Genomic DNA, 12590 nt, shown 5'->3' on the forward strand with positions numbered 1-12590 from the left:
GCCGCTGACGTGGCCGTTCCGGGCCCCGCGCATCGGCCCGACGGCCCGGCGAGGGACGATCGGGGCATCATGACGCTCACCGACCGGCTCCCACCCACGCCCGACGACCCCGACGCGCTCGTCGAGGCGTTCACCGACTGGGCGTTCGAGGAGCAGGGACTCTCGCTCTACCCGGCGCAGGAGGAGGCGCTGGTCGAACTCGTCACCGGCAGCAACGTCATCCTCTCCACGCCGACCGGGTCCGGGAAGTCGCTGGTGGCGGTGGGTGCGCACGCCGCGGCGCTGGCGCGCGGGCAGCGCACCTTCTACACGGCGCCGATCAAGGCGCTGGTCAGCGAGAAGTTCTTCGCACTCATCGACGTTTTCGGGGCCGACAAGGTCGGGATGCTCACCGGGGACGCCGCGGTCAACGAGAAGGCCCCGATCATCTGCTGCACCGCGGAGATCCTGGCCAACATCGCGCTGCGCAGCGGCCGCGATGCCGACGTGGGCTCCGTGGTGATGGACGAGTTCCACTTCTACGCCGACCCCGACCGCGGCTGGGCCTGGCAGGTGCCGCTGATCGAGCTCCCGCAGGCCCAGTTCCTGCTGATGAGCGCCACGCTGGGGGACGTGTCCTTCTTCGAGGAGGACCTCACCCGACGCACCGGCAGGCCGACCGCGGTGATCACCTCCGTGGAACGGCCCGTGCCGCTGCACTACCGCTACGTCTTCACCCCGCTGCACGAGACGATCACCGAACTGCTGCAGACCCACGAGGCGCCGGTCTACGCCGTGCACTTCACGCAGCAGTCGGCCGTGGAGCGGGCGCAGTCGCTGATGAGCGTGAACGTCACCTCCAAGGAGGACAAGCAGGCGATCGCCGACGTGATCGGCAACTTCCGCTTCACCTCGGGCTTCGGCAAGACGCTCTCGCGGCTGGTGCGTCACGGCATCGGCGTGCACCACGCCGGCATGCTCCCGCGCTACCGGCGCCTGGTGGAGACCCTCGCCCAGGCCGGGCTGCTGCGCGTCATCGCAGGCACCGACACGCTCGGCGTCGGGATCAACGTGCCGATCCGCACGGTGCTGTTCACCGGCCTCGCCAAGTACGACGGGCAGCGCACCCGCCCGCTCAAGGCGCGCGAGTTCCACCAGATCGCCGGCCGCGCCGGGCGCGCGGGCTACGACACCGTGGGCACCGTCGTCGCCGAGGCACCCGACCACGAGGTGGAGAACGCCCGGCTGCTCGCGCGGGCGGGCGACGACCTCAAGAAGCGCAAGCGGATCGTGCGCAAGCAGCCGCCGGAGGGCTTCGTCGGCTGGTCGGAGACCAGCTTCGAGAAGCTGCAGAACGCCCAGCCCGAGCCTTTGACCAGCCACTTCAAGGTCACCCACGCGATGCTGCTGAACGTCATCTCCCGGCCGGGCGACGCGTTCGCGGCCATGCGCCATCTGCTCGAGGACAACCACGAGCCGCGGCCCCGGCAGCGCCGCCACATCCTGCGCGCCATCGCGATCTACCGGGCGCTGCGGGCGTCCGGGGTGGTGGAGGAGCTCCCGGAGCCCGACGCGGAAGGCCGGCGGGTGCGGCTCGTCGGTGACCTGCAGCTCGACTTCGCCCTCAACCAGCCGCTCTCCCCGTTCGCGCTGGCCGCGATCGAGCTGCTGGACCGGGAGACGCCGACCTACCCCCTGGACGTCCTCTCGGTGATCGAGGCGACGCTCGACGACCCGCGGGCCGTGCTCTACGCGCAGCAGAACAAGGCGCGCGGCGAGGCCGTCGCGGCGATGAAGGCCGACGGGATCGAGTACGAGGAGCGCATGGCGCTGCTCGAGGACGTCACCTACCCGAAGCCGCTCGACGAGCTTCTGCACGCCGCACTGGAGACCTACCGGCGGGGCGCACCGTGGGTGGAGGACGCCCGCCTGTCACCCAAGTCGGTCGCCCGCGACATGTTCGAGCGGTCGATGACCTTCGTCGAGTACGTCTCGCACTACCAGCTCGCCCGCTCAGAGGGCCTCGTGCTGCGCTACCTCGCCGACGCCTACCGCGCCCTGCGCCAGACCGTGCCCGACGAGGCGAAGACCGAGGAGCTCACCGACGTCGAGGAGTGGCTCGGCGAGCTCGTCCGTCAGGTCGACTCCAGCCTGCTCGACGAGTGGGAGGCCCTCGCCGCCGGAGCGGGGGCAGGCGAGGAGCCCGCTCCCCCGTCGCTCGACCAGGGCCCTGCCGGGGTCACCCGCAACGTTCGCGCCTTCCGCGTTCTCGTGCGCAACGCGCTGTTCCGCCGGGTCGAGCTGGCGGCGCTGCGGCGCTTCGACCTGCTCGGCGAGCTCGACGCCGAGTCCGGCTGGACCGCCGGGGCCTGGCGCGAGGCGCTCGAGCCCTACTTCGCCGAGCACACCGACATCGGCACCGGGCCCGACGCCCGCGGGCCGGCCATGATCACCATCACCGAGGAGCCCGAGCGCTGGCTCGTCCGGCAGGTCCTCGACGACCCGGCAGGCGACCGGGACTGGGCGATCACCGCCGAGGTCGACCTCGCGGCCTCCGACGAGGAGGGCTCCCCCGTCGTCTGGATCACCGCGGTGGAGCCGCTCGGCGGCCTCTGAGCAGCTGTGTCGTCCGCCGCGGCGCTGTTGCGCCGCGAGGGTCAACCGATCATTGCCGTTGTGCTGGCGTCATTGTATCATTGACAACATGAAGTACGAGGAAGCCCGCCTCTGGCTCGAACGAGCCGATCCCAGCATCACGAGGGCCGCCCGCTCCCTCACCGATGAGCTCGAGACCTTGAAGCAGCGCAGCGCCGACGGGCCCCTCACCCGCGACGCGGCGGCGGCCTGGTACGCGATCGTGCACGAGATGCACCGCGTGGCCGACCGGTACGAACGCGACCTCATCCGCAAGCTCCGCCAGGACGGCCTGACCTGGGCCCAGGTCGCGGAAGCGGTGCAGGCTCAGCTCGGCAGCCGGCAGGCCGCGCAGGCCAAGTGGAAACGCCTGGTCGACCCCGGCAGGCGCGTCACCACCGGCAACATGCAGCGAGGCGGGCGCCGTAAGCAGACCGACCCGCAGGCCTGAGCTTCGCCCACCGCCGGTCCACTCCCCGCCACCTGCCCCACCCCGGTGCACTGATCATTCCGAGATCCGGCTGCCCGCCCCGGCGAGGGCAGATCCGCGGATCTCGCAGCGATCACCGGGTCCGGTCGACAAGCCCCGCCACTCTGATCGTCCGAGATTCGGCTCTTCGCCCCCACCAGGGCGGATCGGTGGATCTCCCGGCGATCAGGTGCCCGGTGCGCGGACCCCGCCGCATGCTCGGTGCGAGATCCCGCGTACGCCCCCGCGACGGCGCATTCCCTGAGCTACGCCCGCCGTCGGCCCGCTCCCCCACCCACCGGCCCGGCGGTGGGTACAGCGGGAGGGCCGTGGTCAGAGCCGGCGGAGCCCGGCGAGCACGCGCTCCATCAACGCGAGATCCGGGCCGGCCACGCCGACCGTGCGGTGGACCGCCACGGCACCGTTCGCCACCAGGTCGCCCAGGAGCACCTTGGCCACCCCGAGCGGAATGCCGAGCAGCGCCGCCACCTCGGCGACGGAGCGGGGCTCCTGACAGAGCGAGATGACGGCCTCGTGCTCGGCCGCGGCAGGCCCGCTGGTGGCCATGGGCACGGCCGAGACCAGCGTCTCGATGGACAGTTCGTACTGGGACCGTGTGCGACCGCGCGTCAGGACGTAAGGTCTCACGAACGACGTGGGGCCCTCGACCGCCGCTCCTGACTCCGCCCCGTAGCCGGACGTGGGGTAGTCCCCGCCCGACTGGTAGGGGTACGCGGATGCGGGGTCAGCGCCTGCCGGGTCAGAACCGGCCGATGGACCGTTGATCGGTCCCTCCTCGAGGTCAGGGGGGTCTGGTTGGGCGCTCTGGCTGCGATCACGAGGGGCTCCCCCGAACCGCGCCCCGGTGAGCCCCACGGGCGAGGAACGATACACGACGAATCCGTCATCCGGTGCGTGGTCGGGCTTTCCCTCCACCTCACTCCGGGGAACCGCCGCCAGCGCCTCGGTGTCCAGGTCGGAGGCCGGTTGCCCACCAGGACCGCGCCGCTTCGTCTTCCGTCGCCGGGAGGCACCGCCGAACCGCGCCCCGGTGCGCCCGACCGGAGGCTCCGCATCGTCGGGGTCCACCTGCAGGCCCTCCTTCCGGACGTCCGTGCCAGTGCGGCGGACCCGACCCTGGCGACTCTGCGTTACGAGTACGTTACCCAACCGTTGCGCCGACATCACGATTGGTCCGTTTCGCTCTGTCTGCGTGCTCCGTCCGGTCCATCCGACGGCCGCCGGTCGTGGGACGCGGGCAATCCGTCCGGGGGCACCGGACAGCTCGTCCGGGCGGCGGCGACGCGCGCCGTCCGCTCTGGAGGGAGGCGGTCTGCCATGCTGCGCCGGTGGCGGCTGTGACACTGGCGCCGGGACGGCGCCGCAACCGCGCCACTCCGGCCACGACGGGGACGGCAGCGACCGGGATGGCGACGGCATGACCGTGCTGAGCGCCGGTCTGCTGCTGTTCCGGTTGTGTGCAGGCGGTGACATCGAGGTGCTGCTCGGGCACATGGGCGGCCCGTACTGGGCCCGCAAGGACGACGGCGCGTGGTCCGTCCCGAAGGGCGAGCACGACCCCGACGAGGACACGCAGGCAGCGGCCGAGCGCGAGTTCACCGAAGAGCTCGGTTCCCCGCCCCCACCCGGTCCGGTGCTGGAGCTGGGCACCGTCCGGCAGCGGACCGGGAAGCTGATCACCGTGTTCGCCAGGGAGGGCGACTTCGACGCCGACCACATCACGCCTGGCGTCTTCGAGCTCGAGTGGCCCCCACGGTCGGGCACCGTGCGCGAGTTCCCTGAGATCGACCGCGCAGGGTGGTTCGACACCGACACGGCACGTCGCAAGCTCGTCACGGCCCAGGCGGAGTTCGTCGACCGGCTGCTCGGTTCGCTCTCCATCGCTCCGGATACGGCACCGTCGTGAGTTCGAGCTGGACCGGCCTCGCCCGCGGAGCGGTCGCAGGCGCCGCCGGCACGACAGCACTCAACGCGACCACGTACCTCGACATGGCCGTGCGCGGGCGCGCCGCCAGCGAGGCACCGCAGCAGATGGTGGCCGCACTCGCCGACGCGGCAGGGCTGCAGGTCCCCGGGACCCCCCGGGAACGGGCCCGCAGGCTCTCCGCACTGGGCCCGCTGACCGGCACCGTCACGGGTGTGGCGATCGGCAGCGTGGCGGGCGTGCTGCGCGCTGCCGGACTGCGGCTGCCGACGATGATCGGAGGCCCCGTGCTGGGCCTGGCGGCGATGGCGGCCGCCGACGGGCCGCTCGCCGCACTGCGCATCAGCAACCCCCGCACCTGGAGCGCCACCGACTGGGTCGCCGACGTCGTCCCGCACCTCGTCTACGGGGTCGCCACGCACGCCACCCTCGTCGCCGTCTCCCGAGTGGCCGAGAGCCGTGAACCGGTACCCCCCGGCAGCCCGGCGACCCTCCTGCGGGCCGCCGCGCTCGGCGCGGCCACCGGGTCCCGCAGCACCGCGGGCGTCACCGCGATCGCCCTCACCTCCGGCCGCGACGACCCCGGGCTCCTGGCCTCCCGGCTGGGCGGTCGCGTCGGCACGGCGATCTTCGCGCTGGCCTCCGCAGGCGAGCTCGTGGCCGACAAGCGGCCGGCCACCCCGAGCCGGCTCGCGCTGCCAGGACTGCTGCCCCGGGCGGTGCTGGGCGCCACCTCCGCAGCGGCGATCGCCCGTCGCAACCACTACGACACGACCCTGCCCGCGCTGGTCGGACTGGCCTCAGCAGGCGCCGCCGCAGCGCTCGGCGTGCGGCTGCGCGCCGCCGCAGCGCGCCGTTTCGGCTCGGACAAGCCCGGGGCGTTCGCCGAGGACGCGATCGCCACGCTGCTCGGCTGGCTCGGTGCCCGCCGCGCCGGACCCCCGGCCGAGCTGATCACCGCGGAGCCGCTGGCCCGCTGACCCGCCAGGGTCGCTCGTCCAGCGGCACGGTCACCTGTCGCTGCGTCCCGCGGCCACCCGAGAGACGGCGCGTCTCGATGCCGTGGCGGCACGGAACGCGCACGCACGAGGCCTCCGGCGCGGCCGTCGGACTAACGCCGCGCGGTCACATCTGTGGCCGGCCGGCCCTAATTGCCGAGGGTCGATCTTTTACGTCGTGATCTGTGAACCTTTACCTCCCGGCCACCTGCACCGCCAGGCAGCCTACTGTTGTCGACCAATCGGCGCCCGCTCTCCGCCAACCGGTCGCACGGCCAAATGACGGTCGGCCGCACGGCTGCTCGCCGGGAGATCATGAAATCCGCCACGCCGAAATGACAACCTTGCACCTCGGTGAAGCAAGCGTACGATGAGAAGGCGTCATCAGGGGGCGGCCACTGACGGTTCTGTCCTACACTGGCCATGCGCACTCCGCTCCGGGTTAAGCCCAATAGACCGGGCCGGATGTCATCTCGAGAAAGATCACAACGCCGATCGCCGGCGGGGAGCAATGCGGGTATCGATCGTCATGGTTCCGTCAATCTGGACATTTGTGATTGCGTGCCGGACTCCTGGCGAGACAGGGCAGGCGGCACGCGACCAGCCTGCCTACCTGCGGCGACAGCGGTCGCCGCGGTCTCGTTTCAGTGGTCTGCGCCCGGCATGAACCGGACGTCCGGACGAAGGGGATGGTCTGCGGCTGCCACCGGTGATCGATGACGAGTACGCCGATCCGGGAGAAGAATGCACCAAACGATCTCCGTCGGTAGCGGGGGACGACAACGAGATCATCGACACATTTGATTCTTCTGCGCGCCTGCCGAGCTTCGGCCGCAGGCGCTTCAGGTGATGTTGCAAGCAGGGTGAAACGACCATACGTGAGCGCGGAGATCCGATCGAGAACCTGCGCGAGGGGCCAGTGATGCAACAGTTTTTGGACGCTAAGTGGAGTTATGTCACCCGCGGGGTGATTGATCGTGGAACGGTCACGCTGGGGAGTCTTGACCGGGAGCCGCGGTTAGGGGATCTCGTCGGAGCCAGGATCGTGAGCGTGGGGGCCCACGACCATCTGGAGGACACGCACGGCCGGCAGGTTCGGCTGTATCCGGGGGACGTGGTCGCGGGTGCGTTCGGTAATCGGTATGCCACCGATTACTACGAGGGGTATTTGCCGACGGGGACCGTGGCGCACCTGTTGACCGCGGGCGGCGTGGTCGGGCAGGTGGCCTCGGCGCATGCCCGACGGGCCGAGCCCACGGTGCTGGAGGTGCTGGGGCTGCTGGCCGACCCGTCCGGTCGGCCGTTGTCGCTGGACGGGTACGCGCTGCCGACGCCGGCGCCGGCCCGGCCGGAGTTGGGCACCTTCGTGGTGGTCGGCTCGTCGATGGGCGCGGGGAAGACCACGACGGCGTCGGCGCTGGTGCGGGGGTGGTCACGCTCCGGGTTACGCGTCGGGGCGGGCAAGGTCACCGGATCCGGGAGCGGCAAGGACCGGTGGATGTACCAGGACGCGGGGGCGTCCGAGATCGTGGACTTCCTGGACTTCGGGATGCCCTCCACGTTCGGTTACCCGCCGCAGCGGTTGCGGGCCACCATGGAAGGGATCCGCGACGCGCTGGTCGCGCGCGGTGCGTCGGTGGTGGTGCTGGAGATCGCTGACGGCCTGCTGCAGGAGGAGACCCGGGAGCTGGCCGCCGGTCTGGCGGGATTCGCCGACGGGGTCGTGCTCGCGGTGGCCGATGCGCTCAGTGCCGTGGCAGGCGTCGGGATCATGGCGGATCTGGGCACCCCGGTCCGGGCGGTGAGCGGGTTGCTGACCGCGAGCCCGCTGGCGTCCCGGGAAGCGGAGGCGGCGACCGGGCTTCCCGTGCTGTCGCCGGCGGAACTGATCGCCGGCGGTGCGCTCGACCTGCTGAGCGGCGCGGCGGTTCCGGCGTGACCTGCGCCGCGGTCTACCTCCCTGATCCGCCGGGCTGGTCGACCGGGCCGGGCCGGCTCGGGGAGGTCGAACTGGACGTCCTCGAGGTCGGGCCGGCGCAGGTGGTACTGCCCGAGGTCACGGTCCGCGACGAGCGCGGCGGGGAACTGTTCACCGGCGGTCGGCTGGTGTTCGACCCCTCCGCCGGTGGTGGGCCGCTGGCCGGCGCGGCAGCCGACCGGTCGGCGCGGGCGTTCGGCGTGGTCAACACGGCGTTCCACGCCCAGCGGGCGCTGCGGTACGTCAGCGGCCTGCTGGGGCATCCGCTGCCGCACCTGCTCGTGCGCATCGGGATACACGAGCAGACGCGTCGATGGCGCGGCGGGCACTACCGGCTGCCCGGGCAGGGTCTGGGGGCCGACCCGGACGCGGCCAGCCCGGACGGCGAGGTGCACCTGAGCGGTGGCGCCGGGTTCGTCGCCACCGTCGGCGCCGAACCGTACTTCTGCGCGCCCGCGCACAACGCGGCCATCATCTGTCACGAGGTCGGCCACCACGTCTGCCGGCACACCGCGGACTTCCGGCTCAACCGGCTGCGCCCGCCCGAGCAGCAGACGAACAAGAAGACCGCCCTGGACGAAGGCACCTCCGATGTGATCACGGCGGTGCTGCTGGGCACCCCCGACATCTACGGCTGGCACCGCCACACCGTCCCGGAGACCGAGCAACGACGCCGCAAGCTGGACCCCCGCTGGACGATGGCCCACTTCCAGGGCGGCCCGCACAGCGACCCCCACGCCGACGGCACCGTCTGGGCGTCCGCGTGCTGGAGCGCGCGGACCCGCATCACCGACGCAGGCGCCGACCCCGTCCGCTTCGACGCCCTGCTGCTCCGCGGGCTGGAACTGGTCGGCCGGGACAACCCGACGGGCTTCATCGGTGACGCCCTCCGCGAACGGCGGCATTTCTCCCGGCTGGCTGCTGCGATGGCCGCCGCCGACCCTGCCCTCGCTCCCGACGTGCTGGCCGCCATGGCCGGGCACGGGATCCACCTCGGTGTCAGCAACAACGACCTCTCCCGAACCGCACGAGCGGAACTCGGCAGACAGGAGCCGTCCCGCACCTCGCCGACGCCCCGGAGTCCGGCGATCGCCTACTCGACCTCCCCTTCGCGATGAACCAGGCCGTCAGCAGTGCAGGCAGGAATCGACACGAATGTGAGCGATCCGGCAGATGACCGTGACTGCCGGACTCGAGGGTTCGGAGGTATCGCACATGACGACAACCGCATCATTCACCAGCATCGTTCGCCTGGAGACGGACGACGCAGCAGAGTGGTGGCAGGCGGAGAAGGACTCCGTCAGGGCCGCTCTCGTCGACCATTACGGGGTTGATGTCGCGGGCGAGGCGCTGGCTCCTCCGCACGATTGCGCCGCTCTACGCGAGCGACTACGGGAGGCCGCGCCACGCCTCACCGCGCTCACCGACCGCATCCGCTCGGCGTTCGACGACGACGAGGCGTGCGCGGTGATGCTGACGGAATTCGGCCTGCGGGAGCAGGCGGTCGACGACAAACGCAAGGCCGTCTTCGCACTCGCCGTGCTGCTCGGCGATCCGACCGCCAACATCCCGTTCGACCACGTTCTGTGGGATGTCCGGAACCGGGGAGACGAGTCGTCGGGTCACACGAGTTTCTCGGAGAACGACCTCAAGGCGGGCTACCACACGGACAACGGTGCCCTGCCCATTCCGGAGCGCTTCTTCCTCCTGTATGCCGTGCGGGCCGCCCAGTGCGGCGGTGGAGTGTCCTTGCTCCGCGACGGCCGCGTCGTCGTGAACCAGCTCGAGGAAACCCCGGAAGGTCGCGCAGCGGTCCGACTATTGAGCGAGACGGCGCTGCCCCGGCGTATTCCGGAAGCGTTCAAGAAGTACGCAAGCGTTGCCTCGGATGGCTACCTCTACGCCCCGGTACTCGCCGAGAAGCCCATGTGGCGCTGGCGAAAGAACGGGATCCGGAAGGGGATCAAAGCCCATCCCGAATACCAGAAGCCGGAGGTGTACGAGGCGGTGGACACGGTGAGCAGGCACCTCGAGCAGGGTGCTGGGGAGATCCAGCAGGTCATCCCCACCGACGGGATGCTGATCTTCAACAACCACATCGCGCTGCACGGTCGCACCGCCTTCACCGATCCCGAGCGCCATCTCCTGCGCCTGCGCTTCCACGAGCCGACCCCGGCCCAGACCCAGCCGGCCCGGTCCCATCCAGCCCAGGCCGACCTATAGGGCAGACCGTTCAGCTCAACTCAACCGGGCCAACACCGACCGCACGTCCGACTTCCCGCTGCGCAGCCAGCGCGTTCGCAGGGAGGTCAACGCACTGCATGATTGGAAAAGTCGCATGAAGAATTCCGGACGAGCCGACGTGCTCGCGATACCGTCGGTCCCGGCGGCGGGCACGTCATGAGGGACGAGACGAGTTCCGCCGAGCATCAGAAGCTCGTCGACACCTGGCTGCGGGAGTACGTTTCCGTCGGCGACCGGAGAGTCGGCCGGTCCGGGCCGGTGTGCCCGTTCATCCCGCGCACGCTGGCCCAGCACGCGCTGGAGAGCACCATGCGACACGACATCCACGGAACCAGCGAGGCGGAACTGACCGAGCAGCTCCGGGCGGAGATCATCGCGTTCGGTAAGGCCGGGCGCCCGGCGCAGAGCAGCGGAGTGGTGCTCGACAGCCGGCTGATAGTCATGCCCTGTATGGGACCCGAGGGCTGGCGACGCCTGGATGCGGTGTACGACAACCACCTGAAGGACTTCGCTGTGGAGGCGGGCCTGATGATCGGGCAGTTCCACCCGAACTGCGACGAGCGAGCGGTGCGGAACCCGGACTTCCGAGTCTCCGTGGCCCCGGTCGCCATGCTCGCCATACGACACATGGCGCCGCACGACATCCTGTTCCTGCATCATTCCGCGCAGTGGTTCAAGGAGTACAACGCGCGCTTCCGGTCACACTTCCAGCGTGGCAAGATCCGCGACTCGCTCCTCCTCTCGCTGTACTACAGGGGATGCGAACGTCATGGTCTGCCGGCGTAGTCGGGAGCGCTGACAGTGACCTCGCCATCGAGCGATCTCCGTACCGCCGCCCCCCTCGCCGCGGCAGAAGTTCGCGGCGGCGCCGGCAGCGAACCCCTCGACCTCCTGGTCCACGACGCGTGGGACGCACTCCCCGCCGAGTTCCGCCGCGAGTTCCTCATCCGCCGGACGTCGACGTCGACCGGATGGGGGTCCCACCGGCGCCAGGAGTCGGACGGCAGGCGCTGGGAACCACTTCGGCCGGTCATCATCGGGGAAGGGGCCTACCGGGGTCTCGAGTCGGTTGCCGCCCGGCTGCTGCACCTGGCCGTGGACGCGTGCCGGCGCCGGGCCTCGACGCTGGGTGAGCTGCACCGGGCACTCCGCTTTCCCCATGAGCTCCCGCTGATGGACCACGACCGCCCGCTGGTGGCCGCGGAGCTCACCCGGTATGCCCGCCCCGACATCCTGATCGAGAACGGTCGGCCCCGCCTCCTCGAGTTCAACAACAGCACCCGGCTCGGCGGCGCCATGGTGACGCCCCGCCTCGCCGATGCCTACGCCCGGCTGTGCCCGGCGAGCGGTCTGTACCCGCCGCCCTCCACCGTGCCCACGCGTTCCGCGGCACTGCTTCGAACGCTCCGGGCCGAGATGGGGAACGGCAACGGCACCGCGGGCCGGGTGCTCATGCCGACGTACCGGGCGCTCGACAACGACGGGGCGGTCCAGAGCTACCGGACGGCCAGGCCGGCCATTCTCGCCGATGCCCGGCAAGCGGGAATCGAGGTGGTCCAGGCCGATCTCGCCGACCTCCGCCTCGACGCTGCCGACCGGCTGCTCGCGGGTGATGTCCCGATCGATCTCGTGCTGCTGAACTGGGGCGGAAACCGCATCGTGGACGACGGCGGCGGACTCGCCGCGCTGCGTGCCGCTGACCGGGCCCGCACCGTCGCGCTGTTCCCGCGCACGGAGTCGGCCCTCATCTCCTCGAAGGCGGTGCTGGCCTGGCTGCACGAGGACAGCGACGCCGGGCTGCTCGACCCGGCCGACCGCGCACTGGTACGTGCCCACGTTCCCTGGACCGCGTGCCTCGGCCTGGACGCCGATCCGGCCGTGCACGAGGCACTGCTGCGCCGGATCACCGGGGACCGCGACCGGCTCGTGTCGAAGCCCGCCGTCGGCAAGTCGGGGAACAACGTGCTGTTCGGAAGCCAGAGTTCGGAGCAGGACTGGGCCGCGGTCATCGAGGCCGCCCGCGAGGCACCGGTGGTCCTGCAGCAGCGCATCGGATCGGATCGCATCACGATGCCGTTCCGCGACCAGGACTCCGGGGAGCAGGTCACCGCGCGGGTGCCGTTCGTGCTCGGCCCGTACATGATCGACGGTGCCGCGGCCAGCGTCGCGGTGCGTCACATGGGCCCGGGCGTCCCGGCGGGGGACGTGGTGATCAGTGCGATCCGGGGCGCCTGCCAGAGCACGGCTCTGCTCGCGGCGGAGCCGCCCGAACCCAGCGGGTGGTTCACCGGTGCCGACGGGATCGACCAGCTCGACGTCAGCTAGTGCGGCCCGGGTAGGGCT

The 12590-nt window shown here is 71.0% G+C and carries 10 protein-coding genes; 9 read left to right on the forward strand and 1 reads right to left on the reverse strand.

The features are described from left to right. Positions 1–69 precede the first annotated feature (69 nt). Positions 70–2595: a DEAD/DEAH box helicase gene (locus tag AC5L35_RS04130; RefSeq protein ID WP_495058178.1), complete on the forward strand. Its 2526-nt coding sequence runs from the start codon at positions 70–72 to the stop codon at positions 2593–2595. A gap of 88 nt (positions 2596–2683) precedes the next feature. Continuing rightward, a complete protein-coding gene (locus AC5L35_RS04135; protein ID WP_495058179.1) occupies positions 2684–3064 on the forward strand; it encodes a hypothetical protein in 381 nt (126 codons plus the stop codon). 351 nt (positions 3065–3415) lie between these two features. On the opposite strand, the gene AC5L35_RS04140 is transcribed toward AC5L35_RS04135, so the two are convergent. Beyond that, on the reverse strand, positions 3416–3730 hold the full coding sequence (locus tag AC5L35_RS04140) for a DUF742 domain-containing protein (protein WP_495058180.1): 315 nt from the start codon (positions 3728–3730) through the stop codon (positions 3416–3418). Between the two features lie 790 nt (positions 3731–4520). Between AC5L35_RS04140 and AC5L35_RS04145 the strand changes: the two genes are divergently transcribed. The 7 genes from AC5L35_RS04145 (at position 4521) to AC5L35_RS04175 (ending at position 12572) form a co-directional block, all read left to right on the forward strand. Beyond that, complete coding sequence (locus AC5L35_RS04145; protein ID WP_495058181.1) at positions 4521–5009, forward strand: NUDIX hydrolase; 489 nt, start codon at positions 4521–4523, stop codon at positions 5007–5009. Beyond that, complete coding sequence (locus AC5L35_RS04150; RefSeq protein ID WP_495058182.1) at positions 5006–6007, forward strand: hypothetical protein; 1002 nt, start codon at positions 5006–5008, stop codon at positions 6005–6007. Before AC5L35_RS04145 ends, AC5L35_RS04150 begins: the two co-directional genes overlap by 4 nt. A gap of 1063 nt (positions 6008–7070) precedes the next feature. Next, a complete protein-coding gene (locus AC5L35_RS04155) occupies positions 7071–7964 on the forward strand; it encodes a P-loop NTPase family protein (protein WP_495058183.1) in 894 nt (297 codons plus the stop codon). Then, on the forward strand, positions 7961–9121 hold the full coding sequence (locus AC5L35_RS04160; RefSeq protein ID WP_495058184.1) for a hypothetical protein: 1161 nt from the start codon (positions 7961–7963) through the stop codon (positions 9119–9121). The genes AC5L35_RS04155 and AC5L35_RS04160 overlap by 4 nt, the downstream gene beginning before the upstream one ends. Positions 9122–9176: 55 nt before the next feature. Then, the gene (locus AC5L35_RS04165) at positions 9177–10226 is read left to right on the forward strand and encodes a TauD/TfdA family dioxygenase (protein WP_495058185.1); all 1050 of its coding nucleotides are present in this window, start codon (positions 9177–9179) and stop codon (positions 10224–10226) included. A 177-nt stretch (positions 10227–10403) separates the two neighbouring features. Then, the gene (locus AC5L35_RS04170) at positions 10404–11033 is read left to right on the forward strand and encodes a DUF6875 domain-containing protein (protein WP_495058186.1); all 630 of its coding nucleotides are present in this window, start codon (positions 10404–10406) and stop codon (positions 11031–11033) included. A 15-nt stretch (positions 11034–11048) separates the two neighbouring features. Further along, on the forward strand, positions 11049–12572 hold the full coding sequence (locus AC5L35_RS04175) for a hypothetical protein (RefSeq protein WP_495058187.1): 1524 nt from the start codon (positions 11049–11051) through the stop codon (positions 12570–12572). Positions 12573–12590 lie beyond the last annotated feature (18 nt).

Source organism: Pseudonocardia sp. OZ21 (genome assembly GCF_059359135.1).